The 20,246-nt window shown below is 62.9% G+C and carries 18 protein-coding genes; 9 read left to right on the forward strand and 9 right to left on the reverse strand.

Annotation, left to right across the window (positions count from 1 at the left end; genetic code table 11):
- Window positions 1-11: 11 nt before the first annotated feature.
- From HY836_RS07165 to HY836_RS07185, 5 genes are all read right to left on the reverse strand, one after another.
- The gene (locus tag HY836_RS07165) at window positions 12-524 is read right to left on the reverse strand and encodes a DUF1269 domain-containing protein (RefSeq protein WP_290674968.1); all 513 of its coding nucleotides are present in this window, start codon (window positions 522-524) and stop codon (window positions 12-14) included.
- A 123-nt stretch (window positions 525-647) separates the two neighbouring features.
- Entirely contained in the window at window positions 648-1,226 is a 579-nt protein-coding gene (locus HY836_RS07170) for an HD domain-containing protein (RefSeq protein ID WP_290674970.1), read from the reverse strand.
- Window positions 1,227-1,246: 20 nt separating this feature from the next.
- On the reverse strand, window positions 1,247-1,705 hold the full coding sequence (locus tag HY836_RS07175; protein WP_290674972.1) for a hypothetical protein: 459 nt from the start codon (window positions 1,703-1,705) through the stop codon (window positions 1,247-1,249).
- An 80-nt stretch (window positions 1,706-1,785) separates the two neighbouring features.
- Complete coding sequence (locus HY836_RS07180; protein WP_290674974.1) at window positions 1,786-2,535, reverse strand: hypothetical protein; 750 nt, start codon at window positions 2,533-2,535, stop codon at window positions 1,786-1,788.
- Between the two features lie 58 nt (window positions 2,536-2,593).
- Window positions 2,594-3,859 (reverse strand): pectin acetylesterase-family hydrolase, encoded by a 1,266-nt coding sequence (locus HY836_RS07185; protein ID WP_290674976.1) that lies wholly within the window; start codon window positions 3,857-3,859, stop codon window positions 2,594-2,596.
- Between the two features lie 259 nt (window positions 3,860-4,118).
- On the opposite strand from HY836_RS07185, the gene HY836_RS07190 reads away from it, so the two are divergent.
- The 5 genes from HY836_RS07190 to HY836_RS07210 all read left to right on the forward strand — a co-directional run bounded on the left by HY836_RS07190 (window position 4,119) and on the right by HY836_RS07210 (window position 9,951).
- Window positions 4,119-5,609 carry an FAD-dependent oxidoreductase gene (locus tag HY836_RS07190; protein WP_290674978.1) on the forward strand — a complete coding sequence of 497 codons (1,491 nt, stop codon included), beginning with the start codon at window positions 4,119-4,121 and terminating at the stop codon, window positions 5,607-5,609.
- Window positions 5,609-6,739 (forward strand): NAD(P)/FAD-dependent oxidoreductase, encoded by a 1,131-nt coding sequence (locus tag HY836_RS07195; protein ID WP_290674980.1) that lies wholly within the window; start codon window positions 5,609-5,611, stop codon window positions 6,737-6,739. Before HY836_RS07190 ends, HY836_RS07195 begins: the two co-directional genes overlap by 1 nt.
- Window positions 6,740-6,908: 169 nt before the next feature.
- Window positions 6,909-8,117: a GGDEF domain-containing protein gene (locus tag HY836_RS07200; RefSeq protein WP_290674982.1), complete on the forward strand. Its 1,209-nt coding sequence runs from the start codon at window positions 6,909-6,911 to the stop codon at window positions 8,115-8,117.
- A gap of 93 nt (window positions 8,118-8,210) precedes the next feature.
- The gene (locus HY836_RS07205; RefSeq protein ID WP_290674984.1) at window positions 8,211-8,813 is read left to right on the forward strand and encodes a glutathione S-transferase; all 603 of its coding nucleotides are present in this window, start codon (window positions 8,211-8,213) and stop codon (window positions 8,811-8,813) included.
- A 97-nt stretch (window positions 8,814-8,910) separates the two neighbouring features.
- Window positions 8,911-9,951 (forward strand): aliphatic amidase, encoded by a 1,041-nt coding sequence (locus HY836_RS07210; RefSeq protein WP_290674986.1) that lies wholly within the window; start codon window positions 8,911-8,913, stop codon window positions 9,949-9,951.
- A gap of 9 nt (window positions 9,952-9,960) precedes the next feature.
- Here HY836_RS07210 and HY836_RS07215 read toward each other — a convergent pair whose 3' ends face one another.
- Both HY836_RS07215 and HY836_RS07220 read right to left on the reverse strand, forming a co-directional pair.
- On the reverse strand, window positions 9,961-10,980 hold the full coding sequence (locus tag HY836_RS07215) for a DUF2804 domain-containing protein (protein WP_290674988.1): 1,020 nt from the start codon (window positions 10,978-10,980) through the stop codon (window positions 9,961-9,963).
- On the reverse strand, window positions 10,977-11,978 hold the full coding sequence (locus HY836_RS07220; protein WP_290674989.1) for an AraC family transcriptional regulator: 1,002 nt from the start codon (window positions 11,976-11,978) through the stop codon (window positions 10,977-10,979). Before HY836_RS07220 ends, HY836_RS07215 begins: the two co-directional genes overlap by 4 nt.
- A gap of 26 nt (window positions 11,979-12,004) precedes the next feature.
- Between HY836_RS07220 and HY836_RS07225 the strand changes: the two genes are divergently transcribed.
- The 3 genes from HY836_RS07225 to HY836_RS07235 are packed head-to-tail and all read left to right on the forward strand — an operon-like array spanning window position 12,005 to window position 14,343.
- On the forward strand, window positions 12,005-12,169 hold the full coding sequence (locus HY836_RS07225; RefSeq protein ID WP_290674991.1) for a hypothetical protein: 165 nt from the start codon (window positions 12,005-12,007) through the stop codon (window positions 12,167-12,169).
- A complete protein-coding gene (locus HY836_RS07230; protein ID WP_290674993.1) occupies window positions 12,162-13,124 on the forward strand; it encodes a sterol desaturase family protein in 963 nt (320 codons plus the stop codon). The genes HY836_RS07225 and HY836_RS07230 overlap by 8 nt, the downstream gene beginning before the upstream one ends.
- Window positions 13,078-14,343 (forward strand): RsmB/NOP family class I SAM-dependent RNA methyltransferase, encoded by a 1,266-nt coding sequence (locus HY836_RS07235; RefSeq protein ID WP_290674995.1) that lies wholly within the window; start codon window positions 13,078-13,080, stop codon window positions 14,341-14,343. Before HY836_RS07230 ends, HY836_RS07235 begins: the two co-directional genes overlap by 47 nt.
- 30 nt (window positions 14,344-14,373) lie before the next feature.
- On the opposite strand, the gene epsE is transcribed toward HY836_RS07235, so the two are convergent.
- Together epsE and HY836_RS07245 are read right to left on the reverse strand one after the other, a co-directional pair.
- The gene (gene epsE / locus HY836_RS07240; RefSeq protein ID WP_290674997.1) at window positions 14,374-15,192 is read right to left on the reverse strand and encodes a polysaccharide export protein EpsE; all 819 of its coding nucleotides are present in this window, start codon (window positions 15,190-15,192) and stop codon (window positions 14,374-14,376) included.
- A gap of 164 nt (window positions 15,193-15,356) precedes the next feature.
- Window positions 15,357-17,735 carry an EAL domain-containing protein gene (locus HY836_RS07245; RefSeq protein ID WP_290674999.1) on the reverse strand — a complete coding sequence of 793 codons (2,379 nt, stop codon included), beginning with the start codon at window positions 17,733-17,735 and terminating at the stop codon, window positions 15,357-15,359.
- Window positions 17,736-17,920: 185 nt separating this feature from the next.
- Here HY836_RS07245 and HY836_RS07250 point away from each other — a divergent pair, with 185 nt between their 5' ends.
- Complete coding sequence (locus HY836_RS07250) at window positions 17,921-20,233, forward strand: NADP-dependent malic enzyme (RefSeq protein ID WP_290675001.1); 2,313 nt, start codon at window positions 17,921-17,923, stop codon at window positions 20,231-20,233.
- Window positions 20,234-20,246 lie beyond the last annotated feature (13 nt).

A 20,246-nucleotide genomic window follows, 5' to 3' on the forward strand; every position in this document is an offset into this window, starting at 1 on the left:
CAAACACGTGATCAGGGAAAAGAAGGCACATGCGGATCGTGCCCCTCGAAATGGGCATCCGGGCTATTCGCTTCCATCAAGGCCTCGATGTCCTTCACGCGGGAATGGGGGATGTCCGCCATGAGCAGGATCATCCCGTGCTCGATATCCCACTTGAATCGCGCCAGACGACGACTGGGAACGGATACCCCGACCATGCTGGCCGTCCAGGCGCCAAATAGGGCGCCGGATCCAGACAGGGCCGCCACCAGCGCGGGTTTGTTGGCGTCATCCAGCCATGGCGAGAAGGCGAACAAGGCGCCGCAGGCCGCGCCCAGCGCCGCCCCCAGAGCCAGGCCGCGTTGCGCGGCACTCACCAGATCGGAAGACTGCAGCGCGCTGGCCTTGTGCAGGCTGCCCAGATCGGTGCCCTCTCGGGCGTGGAAATGCAGATGGCGGTGCTCGATGCGAGCCAGGAGCAATTGATCCATGGCGCGGCGGGCACTCGCGAGATCCGGCAGCAACCAGTAGATTCGGTGGCGCATGGTTCCCTCCGATCAGCGCCAGCAAACAGGCGCCAGACGGCACTTGTACACCCACGCCAGGCATCAGGCAAGCCCTGCCACCAGTAGGGATTTGACCGTGAGAGCGCCAGGCCTGGCGCCTGGTTACTTCTCGAGCGCGGCCTTGTAAACAGACTGCCTGGGCGCAGCCATCACACGCCGCAGCATGGGCTCGAAAAAGCTCAAAGGCAGCATCTCGGCCTGGCCATCAAAGGCGGGGTTGTCGTACTTCTCGACGAACTCGGCGGTCAGTGCCGAGAACGGATGATCCTTGAACTGGTCGCGCATGTGACGATCCAGACCAATGTGATGGAAGAAGTTGTAGCCCTGGAAGATGCCATGGTGTTGCACCATCCACAGGTTCGCCTCGCTCACAAACGGCTTGAGGATGGCCGCGGCAATATCCGGGTGGTTGTAGCTGCCCAGCGTGTCGCCAATGTCGTGCAGCAGCGCGCACACCACGTACTCTTCATCTCGGCCATCGCGATAGGCCAGCGTGGCCGACTGGCGGCAGTGGCTCAGCCTGTCGATCGGGAAGCCGCCGAAGTCACCATCGAGCAGTTGCAGATGGGCCAGCACGCGATCCGGCAAGGCCCGCGCCATCTTCATGGCCTCGGGCATGATGAGCACCCAATCAGCCTGGGTGCTGTCTTCCATGCGAGTGAAGGTGGCGCGAACGGTCATGTTGGCAAACTCCGGCTGTCTCAGTGGTTGATCGCACGCTCGATCTGCTTGTCCATGATGGAGGGCTCGCCTGGCGGCCCCGCCAGATCACGGACGTTGGGCAAGCGCCCCTTGTGCTCGGGGGTGGCAGCAGCCTCAGAACTCTCGCTTTTCACCACGGTCACCGAGCCCTTGTCCAGCGGGCGTTCCGCTGCTGGGTTCTTGCAAGGCTCATCGGTATACGTGACCTTGTCACCCACCTTGCATTTGTGGATGCCCGCAGGAGCCTGAGGCAGTGACTCGACTGGTGGCCGCTCGACCTTGGCCTCACGGCTCACGGTGGCGGCCAACTCCTTGACCTGCACCACCTCCTGCTTGATGGCAGCAGGCAAGACATGTTCAGGCACAAGCGTATTCAAGCGCCCCGCCACGAAGTATTTCCAGACCAGGGCCAGCAACACTGCCAACACCGCGCCCACCAGTATCTTGCGAACCAACATCAACCGGACTCCTTGCAGACTTGTTGTTCAAGTCTCGCATTGTCCCGCACCGGCGCCCAGGCTGTCTGGCCCTGGTGCCCTCAACGCCCCGTTGGGCCGTAAACCTTCTCGCGCAAGGCCTGCAACTGGGCCTCCAGCGTGGCAGGATCCTTGTTGGCCGTCGGTGTGGTCTGCCACTTGGCGACCAGCTCTGCCTGCAAGGCAGCGAACTCGTCATTCTTGCGCTTTTCTTCGGTCAGGGCCTTGGCCTGAGCCTCGCTTTGCATGCCATGAAGTCGGCTCAATTGCTGGTCTATCCAGGCCTGCTGCCTGGTCGAGTCTGGCTCCATGTCAGCGGCCAGCGCTCTGAGCAGCAGCGACGCCTCACCGGAATTGACCTCGCCATTGGCAGCATGCAGCGGCAACTGATCCACCAGTTCACGGGCCAGTGCCTGCCGGCCGGCCACGTTCGGGCCGTCCTTCATCTCGCTCCATTGAGTCACAGCACGTTGAAAGCGCAGGTAAGACACCAGACGCTGCCGCTCCTGAGCCTTGTTGGGCTCGTTCTCCAGCGCCTTGTTCAAGGCATCCCAGGCATCCTGGGTGATATCGGCAGGTCGCGAGTCGCCCACCGGGCTGCGGGGGATCAAGGGCTGGCCGTCGCTGTTCCCCGCTGAGGCGGTGATTGGCCAACCACCTGACGCGGGTGCCATCGCCTGGGAATGAGTGGCGCCGTCAACGCCCGACACCGTGCGCTGCCACGCCACATACGCACCTGCAGCCACCACGGCCACCACAGGCAACCAGAGCCAGCGCTTGGAAAAAGACTTGTCGATCAAAGTGGTGGACATGGGGGCAACGCATCAAAGTCAAACGCGGCCTGCCATGTAGCAGGCCGTCCAGCCGCGATTAAAGCGGAATCAGATCAGACAGGCCATCCGCAATGATGTCACTGAGGTAAACCCGCTTGGGTGGCGGATTCAGCTCTTCTGCGCGCAACACAGGGCCTGAGCCATCCAGCAGATTGTCAACGAAGACCCCGAGGGATTGATAGCCCCGCTCGACGATGCTGGAGCCACCAAAAGTCAGGATGGTGCTGCAGTGAGCCTGGTTGAACTTGCGCCAGTTGGGGATGTAGTACCCCACGTTCGGGTAGGCACTCAGGGCGGCCAGCCAGGGCTTGAGGTCCTGGCGCCACTTCTGATTGAGCAGCTTCAGACGCTGCTCGTTGGTCGGCGCATTGGCAATCTCGGGGAAGAACTTCTGGTACGAGAAGGCCGAAAACACGCCATCTTCCTGGAACAGGGTGTAGCCCAGCCGGTCATTGGGGAAGAGCTTGCCCAAATTGCCTTGCAGCGTGCCCAGGTTGTTGGGATCGCCCACGCCAGGGTACTTCGCCACGATCTCGGTGACCATGCCCTTGGCCCCATCCAGCCCCCAGGCTTCACGGATCTTGTTGTGCAAGGGCACCGACGGGTATTGCGCCGGATCGCCGTTGCGCGGTGCGATCATCAAGGGCCCCGCATCCGACAACAAGGCCGATTTCTTCGGGCGCAGCGTTTCACGGAAGGTCGCGTAATGAGCGGAAGAAGCCACACCACCCGCCGAGAAGCCGGTGACGAGCAAGTGTGCCGGCGCCCCCATGTTGATGGACATCCAGGACGCCACGTACTTCATGTTGGGCAGGCCCTTGTGCTCGAAGGCATAGGCCTTGGCAGGATCTTCTGGGTTGTAAACGACGGTGCGGTTGCCGGTCTGCACATCGCCCGTGCAGTAAGGCACGTAGACGATGTTCCACGATTGGGTCTTCACCGCCTGCAGTGGATTGATGCGCGCCGTGAAGGGGGTGACCAGACCGAGGTGAGCCTGCCGGTTGAAGTCCGACATGTAGTTGGCCGGAACGCCATCAGGGTTGACGGCCGCCAGCATGGAGCCGCCCTTGCAGGCCACGCCATCCCAGCAGGCACCACCACCCTCGAACATGATGACGGTCTTGCTGGTGAAGGGTGTGCGGTTGACGAAGAAGCGGTAAGGCGTGCCATTGCCACAGGTGGCACCGGTGGTGGCCGGTGCGGTCACCGTTTCCCACTGGAAGTAGCCTGCGTGGGCCAATCCGCTGATCAGGGTACCGGCGATGGCCTTGGTGGCCAGAAGCGAAAAACGACTTACTTTCATCTCGGGTCCTTTTGCTTGTTTGGGGGGGCGCTACCCAGTCTGAACAGCGACATCAAACAGGCCAACAAGGACTAACCCGAACGGGTTATTTGCACGCACTCGAACAAGGGGGCAGCAACTGTCAGAAGCCTTACAGTCAAACGCTTTTTTGCTACGCGGTGACGTACAGATAGGGGTTTCCTTCAATAAACATTGAGCCTTCAGGCCACTAGTCTGAAAAACGTTGTTATTTTTCACTTCAACGTTTCAGGAACTGATCATGAGCCAACCCGAGACCCCATCGCGCCGCCGCCTGCTGGGTGGCCTGACCGCCACGGCCGCCGCCGCCCTGCTGCCAGCAGGCCGAGACAACCTGGCTCAGGCTGCCACAGGTCCCGGCGCAATGGGCGACTACAACACCGATGTCGTCGTGATTGGTGGGGGCTACGCTGGCCTCGCGTGTGCCCGCGCCCTGGTGGCCGCTGGCAGGCAGGTCGTGCTGCTGGAAGCCCGTGATCGGGTGGGCGGCCGCTGCTTCAACATCAACCTGCCCGCTCCCTACGGCCAGTACACGGTGGAAGGCGGGGCCGAGTTCATCGGCCCCACGCAAGACCGCATGTACAGCCTGGTTCAGCAACTGGGCCTCAAGACCTTCCCCTCCTACAACACGGGCAAACAGATCAACTACATCGGCGGCAAGCGCAGCACCTACAGCGGCGTGCTGCCCTGGACGGGCCTTTACTCCACCGCGGAAATCGGCATCGCCATGCTGCGCCTGGATGACATGGCCAAGACCGTACCGCTGGACGCGCCCTGGAACGCCAGCAAGGCCATGCAGTGGGACAACCAAAGCGCCCAGACCTGGATGGACGCCAACGTGCTGAGCGCCGATGCCAAGTCGCTGCTGCGTCTGGCCGTCCTGGCACTGCTGTCTGTGGAGCCTCGCGACGTCTCCATGCTCTACCTGCTCTTCTACATTCACTCTGGCGGCGGCCTCACCTCGCTGCTGAGCACGGCAGGCGGCGCGCAGCAAGACCGCATCGTGGGCGGCTCTCAGGCTATCGCACTGGGCATGGCGCGCGAACTGGGCACACGCATCCTCTACAACTCGCCGGTTCGCAAGGTCAAGCAGGATGCCTATGGCATCGCGGTGTCTGGCGATGGCTTCACCGTGCGCGCCCAGCATGCCGTGATGGCCATGTCGCCCTGGATGGCCTCGCGCCTGGCCTACGAGCCCTTTGACGGCCCACTGCAATACCGCATGCAGATGATGCAGCGCGTCCCCATGGGTTCGATCTGGAAGGTGCACTGCGTGTACGACAAGCCTTTCTGGCGCGACGACGGCTTGTGTGGCCAGGTCACCAGCGACGCCTACCTGCCCAAACTCGTGTTCGACAACACCCCACCGGAACCCGGTGCGCCAGGCGTGCTCATGGGCTTCATCGACGGCCAGGATGCCCGTGATGCGGTCCTGATGACGCCGGAGGCCCGCAAGGCCAATGTGCTCAAGGCCATGAGCATCTACTTCGGCGCCAAGGCGGCCACACCCATCGCCTATACCGAGAACAACTGGCAATCAGAGAACTTCAGCGCCGGCGGCCCGACAGGCGTGTTCCCGCCCGGCGTGCTCACCGGTTTCGGCGCGGCACTGCGCGCACCCTCCGGCCGACTGCACTGGGCCGGCACGGAGACCTCCACCGTGTGGACAGGCTATATGGATGGTGCCGTCCGCTCCGGGGAGCGCGCCGCCAGCGAAATCCTGGGGCAATGATGACGCAGCCACTTCAGCAGACCGATGTCATCATCGTGGGTGCCGGGCCGGCTGGCCTGGCCGTGGCGGCATGCCTGAAACGCACAGGCAAGTCATGCGTGATCCTGGAGCGGGAAGCACAGGTCGGCTCGTCCTGGCGCACGCACTACGATCGGCTGCATCTTCACACGGACAAGGCGCACTCCTCGTTGCCAGGCTACAAGCTGCCCGACAGCTACCCCCGCTATCCCGCCCGGCAACAGGTGGTGGATTACCTGGACGCGTACGCACGTCATTACGATTTGCATCCCCGCTTTCTGGAAGAAGTGCGTGATGCCCGGCGCCTCAATGGCCAATGGGAAGTGACGAGCAGCGAGGGCGTCTACCGGGCGAAATCGCTGGTGGTGGCCAGCGGCTACAACAACGTGCCGCAGATACCCAAGTGGCCCGGTCAGGACAAGTTCCAGGGCCGCATTCTGCACAGCAAGCACTACCGCAACGGCGCCGCGTTCAAGGACAAGGACGTGCTGGTGGTTGGCCTGGGCAACTCGGGCGGCGAGATGCTGATCGACCTGCATGAGCATGGCGCACGCCCGTGCATTGCCGTGCGCAGTCCGGTCAACGTGATTCCGCGCGAGGTCATGGGCGTGCCCTTCCTGACCATGGGCATCCTGCAGCGCAACCTGCCATCGCGACTGGTCGACAAGCTCAACGCCCCCATCACCAACGCCATCATCGGCGACCTGCGCCCCTACGGCATCCGCCGCCCCGCCGAGGGCCCGGTCACCCAGATCCGCGAGCAGGGGCGCGTGCCCTTCATCGATGTCGGCACCATCCGCCTCATCAAGGAGGGCCATGTCACCGTCTATCCCAACATCGAGTGTTTCACGCCCACTGGCGTGATGTTCGTGGACGGTCGTCAGCGCGATGTCGATGCCATCGTGCTGGCCACCGGCTTCAAGCCTGTGTTGAACCACTGGTTGCACGCGCCAGGCGCGATGGACGATCAGGGCACGCCGCATTCCAGTGGCGAGGCGGTGGTCGGTCAGAACCTCTACTTCTGCGGTTTTTACATATCGCCGACGGGCATGCTGCGCGAAATCGCCATGGAAGCGCAGGACATCAGCGAGCACATCGTGCGATCAGCCTGAGCCACTACCCTGCACACCCCGCCCAAGCGAGAGAAAAGTCGCTCAAGCGGGCCAGTCGTCGCCAGTGGTTCCATACAGGCCATCAAGTCACGCCGGATCCTGACCGACATACGAAAAGGACCGGCGTGCGACTGTCGCGCGCCCGTATTGCCGTGATTTTGTCGCGCAGATGTCATCCCTTCCGGATCCTCAGCAAAATGGAGCACCCGCCCCTGCCCCAACCTGGCAAGGCGAGACGGGTGCGCTCAGCAGTACGGATCAATCGCGCAATCAGGCCCTGATCGACACCACGGCGCGCATCACCGGCGCGATGTATGTCTACGTCTCGCTGTGGCTGGTGATCACACTCGTCAGCGGCTTGCAGCGGAGCCATCCTGTACTGGTGTGGGGCGCGGCCGCCTGGCTGGGATTGCTTGCGCTGGTACGAGGCGTCGTTGGGCATCAACTGAAAAGCCTGCTGGACTACAACCCGGGTCTGGCACACAAGCTCACCGTCGGGCTGGTGTTGTGCAATGGCCTGACATGGGGCTTGCTGACTGCGGCCAGCGTCTATTTCCCCGAACTGGAGCCAATTCGCACATCGATGCTGCTGGTGGGCGTCGGCCTGAGTTCGGGCGGCACGGTGGCCATGGCCATCAACCCCACGCTCAAGGTCTGGTTCCCGGTCTCGGTGATCACGCCGGTGGCCCTGGCCACGGCCAGCAACATGACGCAAGGCAACCTGATGCTGGCAGGCCTGATGATGGTCTACACGGTCTACATCATGCATGCCTCACGCGTGGTCAGCCAGGACTACTGGCGCGCGCAGGTGGCCTACAAGGCGCTGGAACACGCCAGCCTGACCGACACGCTGACCCAGATCCCCAACCGTCTGCATTTCGACAGGCAGTATCAGGCCGAGTGGCGACGGGCATGCCGGCTGGGCACCAGGCTGGCGGTGATGATCGTGGACCTGGACCACTTCAAGCGCATCAACGACGAACACGGCCACCCTGTTGGTGACGCCGTGCTGCAGGAAGCCGCCAATGCCATGCGCCAGGCCATCATGCGGCCCTGTGACGTACTGGCCCGGTATGGTGGCGAGGAGTTCATCGTGCTGCTGCCCGACATCACGGAAGATGGCGCGCACGTGGTCGCCGAGCGGCTGCGCGTACAAGTGGCCAACCTGAAGATCGCCGTACCGACTCGCAGCACCCACGTCAGCGTGACCTGCAGCCTGGGCTATGCCTGCACGATACCCCAGCACCATCACGATGCGGACGAGCCCATCCGACAGGCCGATGCGGCGCTCTACCGAGCCAAGACAGAGGGCCGCAATCGCAGCCGCTCATGGCAGGCGCCCTCCCCGCTGCGCACCTCGCCACTCACCACGACTTGAGGTCGGTCGACCGCCTGCAGTCAGGGCAGTCTGTGCGGAAAACGCACTAACATCGCTCGACCACTCGCTCCCGGCCTTCGCGACTCGTCTTGCATGTCTTTGCCCGTTCTGTATTCATTCCGACGCTGCCCCTATGCCATCCGGGCCAGGCTGGCATTGCGCTACGCCGATGTGCCTTATGCCCTGAGGGAAGTGGCCTTGCGCGACAAACCTGCAGACATGCTGACCCTGTCGCCCAAAGGCACCGTGCCGGTGCTGCACCTGCCCGATGGCCGCGTGCTGGAGCAAAGCCTGGACATCATGCAATGGGCACTGGCGCAAGCTGATCCACAAGGATGGCTGACCGTGGCGCCGCTGGATGACATGCGCTCGCTGATCCTGCTCAACGACACGCAGTTCAAACCACTGCTGGATCGCTACAAATACCCAGAACGTCATCCGATGCAAGACCGCACGACCTATCGTCAACAAGCGCTGGACTGCATGCTGGTTGACTTGAACCAGCGCTTGCGGCGCCACACGCATCTGTTTGCCGCACAGCCCTGCCTGGCCGACATGGCCATCGTGCCCTTCGTGCGGCAGTTTGCACAAGTAGATCGCCACTGGTGGGATCACAACGAGCTCGACGCCTTGCGCAACTGGCTGCACTCACTGACGACCAGTTCACTGTTCGAGGCCGTCATGGCCAAACCCTGAGCGCGCTCTGCCCTGCCTACGTCAAACAACGTATTGGCGCCCCCTCCTGTGATTTTCAAAATGGGCATCGTCATTGGCCCATCCACAGGAGCGCACCATGCTTCACGGCGATATCTCCAGCAGCGACGACACCGTGGGTGTCGCTGTCGTCAACTACAAGATGCCCCGCCTGCATACCAAGGCGGAGGTCCTTGAGAACGCGCACAAGATCAGGCAGATGATCGAGGGCATGAAGCTGGGCCTGCCGGGCCTGGATCTGGTCATCTTCCCCGAGTACAGCACGCACGGCATCATGTATGACAAACAGGAGATGATGGACACGGCCTCCACCATCCCTGGCGACGAGACCGAGATCTTTGCGCAGGCCTGCCGCAACGCCAAGGTATGGGGCGTGTTCTCGCTCACAGGCGAGCGGCATGAAGAGCACCCCAGAAAGGTGCCCTACAACACGCTCATCCTCATGAACCCTGAAGGTGAGATCGTTCAGAAGTACCGCAAGATCATGCCGTGGACGCCCATCGAGGGCTGGTACCCGGGCGACAAGACCTATGTGTCCGATGGCCCCAAGGGCATGAAGATCAGCCTCATCATCTGCGACGACGGCAACTACCCCGAGATCTGGCGCGACGTCACCATGAAAGGGGCCGAGCTGGTGGTGCGCTGCCAGGGTTACATGTACCCCGCCAAGGATCAGCAGGTGCTCATGGCCAAAGCCATGGCCTGGGCCAACAACACCTATGTGGCCGTGGCCAATGCCTCCGGCTTTGACGGCGTCTACAGCTACTTCGGGCACTCGGCGATCATCGGCTTTGATGGCCGCACGCTGGGCGAATGCGGCGAGGAAGACTACGGCATCCAGTACGCGCAACTCAGCAAGCGCCTGATCCGTGATGCCCGCAGCACGGGCCAGTCACAGAACCACCTGTTCAAACTGCTGCATCGGGGCTATACCGGCCTGATCAATTCAGGCGAGGGCGACAAGGGCCTGGCCACCTGCCCGTACGAGTTTTACGAGAAGTGGATCAAAGATCCCGAGGGGACAAGAGAGATGGTCGAGGCACTGACCCGACCCACCGTGGGCACCGCAGAGTGCCCCATCGAAGGCCTGCCCAACGATGCGAGGTTGAAGTACGAGTGAGCCCGAGGGTCACCAGCGCGAGCGGTGATCTTCCGTCACGCCCAGCAGGTTGTCGACACGAACAGGCGCGCTGTCGATGGCGCGGCGCACGGTCCCGTGGAAGGTGCCCACCGGCTGGATGTAGTAACTCGCTGCGATCAGGATGTCGCGGTCGTCCTGGCGCGCGCCTTCTGGCGTGAAGCTCAGGTCCAGCAGGCCATCTTCCGTGTGCACACGCCAAGGTGCCAGCGGTTCTTTTTCATTGAAATCGAAATGCGCGGCGCCCAGCGGGATCAGCTCGCCATCCAGCCACAGCACGTTCTCCTGCCCGCCGAAATAGCCTTGCTGCAGATTGAAGCCCACACGCTGGCTATGCGCGCAGGCCCAGCGCCATGATGTGTCTCGCGCCAGCAGGCCATTGGAGCTGTCGAGGCAAGCCACCGCCTGCCCCAGATCCCAGCGCTGCTCATCGACCTCCACCCAACCGCGCACCGGCAAGGCACTGGACTTCTGGGTGGCATGCGCCACGCCGCCCTCAATTGGCCCCACAGCGAGCAGAAAAGGCGCGCACTGTGACAAGGCCAGTTCGACCTGCATGGCCATGGCCGGGGTTCGCACCCGCAAGCTCATGATGTCGCCGTCCTCGTGCAACAAAGACAAGGAGGCACCCGGCCCTCGAAAGCGTGCATCGGCGCCTTGCACCGGCTGATCGGACACCCCGCCAGACAGGCCTGGCAGGCCATCTTGCGCCCAATCGGCGATCACGCGCTTGCGCAATCGATCGAACACATAGGCAAAGGCCGTGACGCTCCAGCCCAGGTCCACGATGGCCACGCCAATGTAGAGCTCTTGCGAACCGATGCCCACGTACTGCCAGCGCTTGTGATGAAGACGCTTCCACAGGCCGGACCGGCTGTAGCTGCCTTGCAGACCGGACCAATCGATCTCGTCAATGCGGCCGGCATAGCGCCCGTGCAAAGGCTCGCCGGATGCCACGACGCGACGCGGCACGCAAGGCAGTGTGTTCAGCTGCAGGGCAGCGACGGTCATGCGGCCTCAGCCTTGAGTTGATGGCGACGCCACTGAGCAGGCGCCAGGCCCGTCCAGGCACGAAACGCCCGCGTGAAAGCACTTTGTTCGGAATAGCCCAGCAACAAGGCGATCTCGGCCAGATCCAGCTTGGCATCACGCAGATGGCCTTCCGCCAGATGCTGACGGGTGTTGTCCAGCAGTTGCTGGAAGCTCGTGCCCTGCTCCGACAAACGACGCTGCAGACTGCGCGGGCTGGTGTGATGGGCCTGAGCGAGTGCCGCCAGCGAGGTCTTGCCTTCACGAATCAAAGGCACCAGCGTCTTGCGCCAGGCGTCCACGATGGCCGGCACCGCAGCGACCTGCTGCAACAGGCTTTCAGCCTGCTGGTCCAGCAAGGACAACAAGGCGGGATCGGACTTGCGCAGCGGCAAGGCCAGGTATTCATGCGCAAAGACCAGTCGCGTCACGGGCGAGCCGAACACCACCTGACCACCGAAGAAGTCTTCGTAGGGCTGGGTGCTCTCGGGTGCTGCATTGACAAAGCTGACGGCCTTCACCGGCCAGTAACGCCCGGTCATGTCGCGCGCCAGTTGCACGACGGACGCGATCGCCGTTTCGTCCACCAGGGCGCCGGGACGGCCGCGCTCCACGCCCCACTCGATGACCACACCTTCTTCAGTGGCGGTGATCATGGCGGGGTTGGCGTCATACACCGAGGTGTGATAGCGCTCCAGGCGCTGCATGGCCTCGGCCAGGGTGCCGCAAGCGAGGGCGGCATAGCCCACCACGCCGAAGTGGCGCGCGCTGATGCCTTCCGCAATGCGCAAAGCCAGGGCTGGGCGATTCTCCATGGCGTCCACCCGGCGCAGCCAGGTCTGCCAGTCACTCATGGGAATGAAGTGCTGAGCTTGATCCGGGCGTGGTGCGCCCAACACCTGGACAGGGTCCAGCCCCTGTTTTTCCAGGTAGTCGTACAAGAGCAATGCGTACGAAGATGCAACGCGGTTTTCGGCCATGGGTACTTCTTCACCAAGCGTGGCCCATGATGATGCCCATCGAAAACGATATTGCCCATTCGGGCTACACGGGATCCGACATTCGTCAATTTGGCGCGAAACGTCAAGAATCTGACCGCAAAGATCAAGCCAGAAATCGGCGAACCGGTCAGGATGATGGGGCCTCCACGTCCGGATTTGTGAATGCCTGATTTCGATAGCCTGTACGCCCTGGCCACCACCTGGATCAACCAGACCGACCTGAAGGATTGGTTGCTGGTGCTGCTGTCACCCGTGTTTTTCGTGACCGTGGCCATCGAGTGGCTGCGGTTTCGCCGCTCGGACAAACAGCGCGCCACGCCCATCTACGACCTGCGCGACTCTATGGACAGCATGACCCTGGGTGGCGTCTACACCTTCCTGGATGTGCTCATCGTGGTGATGCTGGTGCTGCCGGCGATGGTGTGGGCTTACCAGTTCCGCCTAAGTACCATCGAGATCACGCCCTGGACGTTCGCTGCGCTCTACCTGGGCGTGGAGTTCTGCTACTACTGGTTCCACCGCGCCAGCCACCGCATCCGCTGGTTCTGGTGCGCGCACGTGGTGCACCACGCCTCCGAGCACATGAACTTCACCACCGCCATGCGCCAGAGCTGGCTCTACAGCTTCGCCGGCAACTGGCTGTTCTACACGCCCATGGTGCTGCTGGGCTTCGAACCAGGCTGGGTGCTGTTTGCCCTGTCCTTGAACCTGGCCTACCAGTTCTTCGTGCACACGCAGTGGATCAAGAAACTGCCCGCGCCGATCGAGTTCATCTTCAACACCCCCTCGCACCACCGCGCCCACCACGGCCGCAACCCGGTCTACATCGACAAGAACTACGGCGGTACCCTGATCGTGTTCGACCGCCTGTTCGGCACCTTCGTCGCCGAGACCGAGGCGCCTGATTACGGCCTGGTTCGCCAGGTACACAGCCACAATCCCATCTGGTTGACCATACACGAATGGGTGGACATGATCCGTGACATGCTGCGCCCCGGCCCCCTGAATCAGCGCCTCAAACACCTTTGGGCGCCACCCGAGTGGGAACGCGGCGCCGGTACGCGGGATAATCCCCCCCATGCACCCGAACGCTCTTCTCGACCTCAGCACGCAACTCGTCCGTGAGGTTCTCAAGCTCGACGCCCCCGCCGACAGCATCGTTTCCTACTTTTTCCGCCAGCACAAGGCCCTGGGCCAGCGGGAACGCCACGCCCTGGCCGAGACGGCCTACGCCGTGCTGCGCCAGCGCCTGCTGTGGGCCCACCTGGCCCAATCCGGCCACGGCCCCATGGAGCGCCGCCTGGTACTGCTGGCCTGGCAAGGTCAGCCTCACGTCCTGAAAAACGGCATCACGACCGACGAAGGTCAGTGGCTGGAGCGCACCGCCACCATCGACCGCAGCACCCTGCAGGACAAGCTGCGCCACAACCTGCCCGACTGGATCTCCAACAGCCTGCGGCAACAACTGGGCGAAGAAGAGTTCTGGCAACTGGTCGACACTTTCTCGGCTGGCGCACCGCTGGACCTGCGCGTCAACCCGATCAAGGCCAAGCGCGAAGCCGTGCTGGAGGCCCTGGTGGCCGCCGGCATCCCGGCTGTGCCCACGCCGTTCGCCCCCACCGGCATCCGCATCGAAGGTAAGCCGGCGCTGCAGAAGATGCCGCTGTACACCGAAGGCCATGTCGAGGTGCAGGACGAAGGCAGCCAGTTGCTGGCCCTGCTGACCGGCGCCAAACGTGGCGAGATGGTGGTGGACTTCTGCGCAGGCGCCGGTGGCAAGACCCTGGCCCTGGGCGCCATGATGCGCAACACCGGCCGCCTGTACGCTTTCGACGTATCAGGCCATCGCCTGGAAAACCTCAAGCCGCGTCTGGCGCGCAGTGGACTGTCCAATGTGTACGCCACGCAGATCGCGCACGAGAACGACGAGCGCATCAAACGCCTGCGCGGCAAGATCGACCGCGTGCTGGTGGATGCCCCATGCTCCGGCCTGGGCACCCTGCGTCGCAACCCCGATCTGAAGTGGCGCCAGAGCCCCAAAGCCATCGAGCAATTGCAGGCCAAGCAGACTGCCATCCTCCACAGCGCGTCGCGTTTGCTCAAACCCGGCGGCCGCCTGGTTTACGCGACCTGCAGCCTGATGCCCGCAGAGAACGAAATCATTGCGAACGCCTTCACGGCCGAGCATCCGGATTTCGTGCAGCTCGATGCACGCGAGAAGCTGGAACAAGCGGGCGTGACGCAGGCCGAATCGCTGGTCACGGAAGCGGGCCACCTGAGACTGTGGCCGCATCGCCATGCCACCGACGGTTTCTACGCCGTGGCATGGGAAAAGAAAGCCTGACGCTTCAGGCCTTCTTCTGCAGGGAAGCCTTTAGAACAGGCTTTCCTTCACATAGATCACGTCGCCGTTTTGCAGCTTGTCGTTCATGTCAGGCTGGATGACCTGAACCTGACCAGACGCATCGCGACGGTGCACACGGATGCCGCGCTGCGTACCACGCAGCGTCAGGCCACCGCCAGAGGCCAGGGCTTGCAGCACGGTCATGTCGCGCTGCAGCAGCATGGTGCCAGCGCGTTGCACTTCACCGTAGATGTAGATCTGGGGCGCACGGTCCACCCAGATGCTGTCGCCGCCAGCCAGGGTAAAGTCATCCACACCACTGCCGGCCGCGAACACACGAGGAAAATCGATTTCCTTGCGGAAGGACTTGCCATCGCGGGTACCCGACACCACCACGATGTCCGACCCCGCGTTGGCCAAGGTGCCGCCAGCTTGTGCAAGGATTTCACTCAGCTTGTTGCCGCCTGCGCTTGCTCCCAAGGCGAAACGACCAGGACGGTTAACCTGGCCCAGCACGGACACCATATTGGCCTTGGCGTCCATCACCAAAATGGAGACCTGAGGCTGCTTCAGAAAATTGCCGTCGCGCAATCCGGCGGCAATCTTCTTTTCAGCGTCGGACACGGACAAGCCACCCAGCTTCACCACACCCAGCAGAGGATATGAAATGGTGCCACTTTCATTGATGCGCGCATCCAGCAGCAAGTCCTGGTTCTGGTAGACGAAGATCCGGATCTGGTCACCAGCACCCAGAACGTAATCGTTCTGACCGGCAGCTTGTGCGCCCATACCGAACACCAGCAGCATGGTGGCCAGCAGCCACCGAGCCATGTCACGCATCCACTTCATATGCAAAAGTCCTCTGAAAAATGATGATGCAATGTATCACCCGGGCATGACAAAGCGATGCCAGCTTCGGGAGAGTGCAACAAAGGTGTCTAGATCACGTTTGAACGGATTGGTTCCACCAGATTCGCCCCAGGAAACCCCTCAGGAGAAGGCCCCCACTCGCCTCAGTGCTCGGCCATGGCCAGGGTGGTGCGCTCCAGATAGGCGCGCACCTCGCTGCCCGGCATGGGGCGGGCGATCAGGTAACCCTGCACATCGTCACAACCCAGGGCACGCAGCATCACCAATTGCTCGGAGGTCTCGATGCCCTCGGCGGTGGTTTCCAGCCGCAAGGCACGCGCCAGGCTGATGATGGCAGTGACAACCGCCTGTGCGTCCTGGTCGCTGTCGAGCGAGCGAACGAACATGCCGTCGATCTTGAGCTTGTCCATCGGGAAGCTGCGCAGGTAGGCCAGCGACGAGTACCCGGTACCAAAATCATCCATGGCCACCCGTACGCCCCGGCTGCGCAGGGCCATCAGCGTGGATTGCGCACCATCGTGGTCCTCGATCAGGGCCGACTCGGTGATTTCCACCTCCAGGCGCTCGGGATCCAGACCACTCTCTGCCAAGGCCTCGTCCACCAGGTCGATCACGGCGGAGCTGCGGAACTGCACCGCCGACAGGTTGACGGCCACGCGCAGGTCACCCGGCCACTTGGCCGCCACGCGGCAGGCCTCGCGCAGCACCCAGTTGCCCAGGGGCACGATCTGGCCGGTTTCTTCGGCCACAGGGATGAACTCGCCCGGCCCGATCAGCCCACGCTCGGAATGTTGCCAGCGCACCAAGGCCTCGAAACCAATGATCTCGCCCGTGTCCAGCCGCATCTGGGGTTGGAAGAACAAGGTGAACTGGTTGGCGTTAAGCGCCTGACCCAGCTCGTGCTGCAAGCGCACACGGGCCCGGGCGCTTTCAGCCATCTGCTGATCAAAGAAACGATAGGTATTGCGACCTGCCGCCTTGGCCGCGTACAAGGCCAGATCGGCGCACTGCAGCAGCGATTGCGGATCCTTGCCGTCGCGAGGCGCCAGGGCCACACCCATGCTGGCGCGCACCTCTACCATGGCATCGTCCAGCTGACAGGGTTCGGCCAGCAGGACCACCAGGCGTTCTGCCAGAGCGGCAGCTTCTTCGTGCGAGGCATAACGCCAGCTCAACAAGGCGAATTCGTCGCCTCCCAGGCGGGCCAGCAGGTCGCCCTCCGCCACGCAGGATTTCAGGCGCGCCCCGACTCGGCGCAAGAGCTGATCGCCCACACCGTGCCCCAGGGAGTCGTTGATGTTCTTGAAATTGTCCAGATCCAGGAACAACAATGAACAGGGGCGGTTCGGCGTCTTGGGATCGGAGGCCAGCTTGCTCAGTTCGGAGCTGAAACGATGGCGATTGGCCAGGCCGGTCAAGGCATCGAAATTGGCCAGGCGGGCCAGTTCGTCGCGGGTACGGCGCGTGTGGGTGATGTCCGAGCCCACGCCGCGCCAGCCTGCCGAGCGCCCGGTGTCGTCCAGCAAGGGCTTGGCGGTCAGTGACCAGCAGTGGATCTCGTGCCCCACCTCGACCGCAAGTTCCAGATCGCGGAAAGGCTGCCCCATGCGGATGCAGGTGGTGAGGTGCGCCAGCGCGGCGGTGGCCTCGTCGTCGTCTGGCGGCAGCATGTTGGACAGCAGATCGATGAAGGACTTCTGCAGCAAGGCCTTGGTGGGCATGCCAAAGGCGTGCGCCAGCCGGGTTGACACATGCCGCAGGTGCCCTGTAGGCGATATTTCCCACAACCAGTCGGAGGCATGCTCTTCGAAGTCTCGCAGCAGCAGGTCGATCAGCTGCTTCTGGCGCTCGGTTTCCGCCTCGGCGCGAAGCCGGCTCATGAAGACCTTGCCATTGGTATAGCTCACGCCGCTCATGATCACCATATAGACCACCAACGCGATCATCAGCGCTTCACTGGTGGCGTAATCGGACTGCAGCAGGCCGATCACGCAGGTAGAGCACATGGTGATCACATAGGCCATCGCGGCCGGCACCATGGGGCTGAGCATGAAAGCGCCACCGCAGATGGTACCCACGACCACCGTGGCGACCAGCATCGCACCGTTGTGATCCGCGCTGGGAAACACGATCAAGGGCAACACCGACCACAACACGGCAAACAGGATCACGTGCCCGACGATGATGTACTGCGCCGACTTCTGGGCCAGCACCCGTGCGCCATCGGTGATCAACATGCGCCACCAGACGGCCGCAATCGGCAGCGCCGAGATCACAAAGAAGCACCAGAGCCCCAGCCCAAGGCTGTTGATCTTGCCCCAGAACACCCAGCAGATTACCAGCGTGTTGATGCCGTTGCCCGTCATGATGAGCGGCAACAGACGCATCAAGGCCTGAACCTGACGCCCACGGAAATAGGAAGCCTGCGGCCCGTCTATGGCCTCCTGAGGCGAGACCTCGTTGAGCAGTTCTTCAAACCGCTGCCGGATCGTTGGCGTCTGAGTAGCTTTGGAAGGAAACATCCCCACCATTCAATCCAATGTGGATAACCCTGACGGAATCGGCAGTTTGCCCCCGAACTTGATATCGTCAGACGAAATTGGATGCCTTGTTCACGGGGTTGCAGCGGCATAAGGCACGCCCGCCCCAGTAATTTGGTGCGTCATTTGGCTTACCATCTCCGCCCTTGCTGAGTGAAAAAGCCAATATGAGTGCCGACAAACCTTTGTCAGATGCCGAACAGGCTCTGCGCGACGCCGCCAACGAATACCACCGCCTGCCCCGCCGCGGCAAGATCGCCGTGGTGCCGACCAAGCCGCTGTCCAACCAGCGTGACCTGTCGCTGGCCTACTCGCCTGGCGTGGCTTATCCCTGTCTGGCCATCGAACAGAACCCGGATCTGGCTGCCGAGTACACCTCGCGCGGTAACCTGGTTGGCGTGATCACCAACGGCACCGCCGTGCTGGGCCTGGGCGACATTGGCCCGCTGGCCTCCAAGCCGGTGATGGAAGGCAAGGGTTGCCTGTTCAAGAAGTTCGCTGGCGTGGATGTGTTCGACATCGAACTGGCCGAACGAGACCCGGACAAGCTCATCGACATGATCGCCGCCCTGGAGCCCACGCTCGGCGGCATCAACCTGGAAGACATCAAGGCGCCTGAATGCTTCTATATCGAGAAGCAGCTCAGCGCCCGCATGAACATCCCCGTGTTCCATGATGACCAGCATGGCACGGCCATCATCTCCAGCGCCGCCCTGTTGAACGGCCTGGAACTGGTGAGCAAGCAGATCGGCGAAGTCAAGGTGGCCGTATCGGGCGCCGGCGCCGCAGCCATCGCCTGCCTGGACGTCATGGTTGGCCTGGGCATCAAGCGCGAAAACGTGTTCGTGTGCGACTCCAAGGGGCTGATTCACACCGAACGCACCGACAAGCTGGACGAATCCAAGCGCCGCTATGCGCAGCCCACGACGGGCCGCACGCTGGCGGACGCGGTCAATGGCGCCGACGTGTTCCTGGGCTGCTCGGCGGCCGGCACGTTGACTGCCGACATGGTCAAGACCATGGCGCCCAACCCCATCATCTTGGCGCTGGCCAACCCCGAGCCGGAAATTCGCCCCGAGATTGCCAAGGCCGTGCGCCCGGATTGCATCATCGCCACGGGCCGCTCGGACTACCCCAACCAGGTCAACAACGTCCTGTGCTTCCCCTACATCTTCCGTGGCGCGCTCGATTGCGGCGCCACCAAGATCACGGACGAAATGAAACTGGCCTGCGTGCGCCAGATCGCCGATCTGGCCAAGGCCGAGATCTCCGACGAAGTGGCTGCCGCCTACCCAGGCCGCGAACTGCGCTTCGGCCCGGACTACCTGATCCCCACCCCGTTTGATTCGCGCCTGATCCTGCGCATTGCCCCGGCTGTGGCCGAGGCAGCCGCCGCATCCGGTGTGGCCAAGCGCCCCATCACGGACCTGAAAGCCTACCGCGATTCGCTGTCGCAGTTCGTGAGCAACACGGGTCTGTTCATGCGCCCGCTGTTCCTGGGTGCCAAGGCCAACCCCAAGCGCATTGCCTACGCCGAAGGTGAAGACGAGCGCGTGCTGCGTGCCGCCCAGATCGCCGTGGACGAAGGCATTGCCCGCCCGCTGCTGATCGGCCGCCCCGACGTGATCACCACGCGCATCGAACGCGCCGGCCTGCGCCTGCAAGATGGCGTGAACTGCGACATCGTCAACCCTGCCAAGGACGAACGCTTCAAGCAGTACTACGAGGCCTATCACAAGCTGCGCGCCCGTGACGGCATCTCGCCGGATCTGGCCAAGGTGGCCGTGCGCCGCTCCAACTCGCTGATCGCGACGATGATGGTCAAGCTGGGTGATGCCGACGGCATGATCTGCGGCGTAATCGGTCGCTACGACCTGCACCTGGCGCATGTTCAGGAAGTGATCGGCGTGCGCCCCGAGGCCCATGGCCTGGCCGCGCTCAACGCCCTGATCCTGGACCAGCACAACCTGTTCATCGCCGACACCTTCGTCAACGAAGACCCGACGGCCGAACAGCTGGCGGACATCGCGGCCCTGGCTGTGGAGGAAGTCCAGCGCTTTGGCCTGCCTCCGCGCGTGGCCTTCCTGTCGCACTCGATGTTCGGCTCCAGCAGCCGGCCGTCTGCGCGCAAGATGCGCCAGGCGCGTGACATCTTCGTGCAACGCATGCCCCACATCCCCGCCGATGGCGAGATGCAGGGTGATGCCGCACTGAGCGAGTCGGTGCGCAACAAGCTGCTGCCCGACAGCACGCTGCAAGGCACGGCCAACGTCCTGATCTGCCCGAACCTGGATGCTGCCAACATCCTGTTCAACGTGCTGAAGATGACGGGCGGCCAGGGCGTGACCGTGGGCCCCATCCTGCTGGGTGCGGCCGCACCGGTGCACATCCTCAACCCCTCCGCCACCGTGCGCCGCATCGTCAACATGACGGCTGTGGCGGTGGCGCACGGCGCGCCACAGGCAGCTCACGGCCGCTAAGGCCGCAGAAGCA

This window comes from Aquabacterium sp. (genome assembly GCF_016234775.1).
Taxonomy (GTDB): Bacteria; Pseudomonadota; Gammaproteobacteria; order Burkholderiales; family Burkholderiaceae_C; genus Aquabacterium.

Excerpts from the sequence above, each read along its gene's own strand:
- HY836_RS07165 (WP_290674968.1), bottom strand. The coding sequence starts at position 524 with ATGCGCCACCGAATCTACTGGTTGCTGCCGGATCTCGCGAGTGCCCGC.
- HY836_RS07170 (WP_290674970.1), bottom strand. The coding sequence starts at position 1,226 with ATGACCGTTCGCGCCACCTTCACTCGCATGGAAGACAGCACCCAGGCT.
- HY836_RS07175 (WP_290674972.1), bottom strand. The coding sequence starts at position 1,705 with ATGTTGGTTCGCAAGATACTGGTGGGCGCGGTGTTGGCAGTGTTGCTG.
- HY836_RS07180 (WP_290674974.1), bottom strand. The coding sequence starts at position 2,535 with ATGTCCACCACTTTGATCGACAAGTCTTTTTCCAAGCGCTGGCTCTGG.
- HY836_RS07185 (WP_290674976.1), bottom strand. The coding sequence starts at position 3,859 with ATGAAAGTAAGTCGTTTTTCGCTTCTGGCCACCAAGGCCATCGCCGGT.
- HY836_RS07190 (WP_290674978.1), top strand. The coding sequence starts at position 4,119 with ATGAGCCAACCCGAGACCCCATCGCGCCGCCGCCTGCTGGGTGGCCTG.
- HY836_RS07195 (WP_290674980.1), top strand. The coding sequence starts at position 5,609 with ATGACGCAGCCACTTCAGCAGACCGATGTCATCATCGTGGGTGCCGGG.
- HY836_RS07200 (WP_290674982.1), top strand. The coding sequence starts at position 6,909 with ATGTCATCCCTTCCGGATCCTCAGCAAAATGGAGCACCCGCCCCTGCC.
- HY836_RS07205 (WP_290674984.1), top strand. The coding sequence starts at position 8,211 with ATGTCTTTGCCCGTTCTGTATTCATTCCGACGCTGCCCCTATGCCATC.
- HY836_RS07210 (WP_290674986.1), top strand. The coding sequence starts at position 8,911 with ATGCTTCACGGCGATATCTCCAGCAGCGACGACACCGTGGGTGTCGCT.
- HY836_RS07215 (WP_290674988.1), bottom strand. The coding sequence starts at position 10,980 with ATGACCGTCGCTGCCCTGCAGCTGAACACACTGCCTTGCGTGCCGCGT.
- HY836_RS07220 (WP_290674989.1), bottom strand. The coding sequence starts at position 11,978 with ATGGCCGAAAACCGCGTTGCATCTTCGTACGCATTGCTCTTGTACGAC.
- HY836_RS07225 (WP_290674991.1), top strand. The coding sequence starts at position 12,005 with ATGATGATGCCCATCGAAAACGATATTGCCCATTCGGGCTACACGGGA.
- HY836_RS07230 (WP_290674993.1), top strand. The coding sequence starts at position 12,162 with ATGCCTGATTTCGATAGCCTGTACGCCCTGGCCACCACCTGGATCAAC.
- HY836_RS07235 (WP_290674995.1), top strand. The coding sequence starts at position 13,078 with ATGCACCCGAACGCTCTTCTCGACCTCAGCACGCAACTCGTCCGTGAG.
- epsE (WP_290674997.1), bottom strand. The coding sequence starts at position 15,192 with ATGAAGTGGATGCGTGACATGGCTCGGTGGCTGCTGGCCACCATGCTG.
- HY836_RS07245 (WP_290674999.1), bottom strand. The coding sequence starts at position 17,735 with ATGTTTCCTTCCAAAGCTACTCAGACGCCAACGATCCGGCAGCGGTTT.
- HY836_RS07250 (WP_290675001.1), top strand. The coding sequence starts at position 17,921 with ATGAGTGCCGACAAACCTTTGTCAGATGCCGAACAGGCTCTGCGCGAC.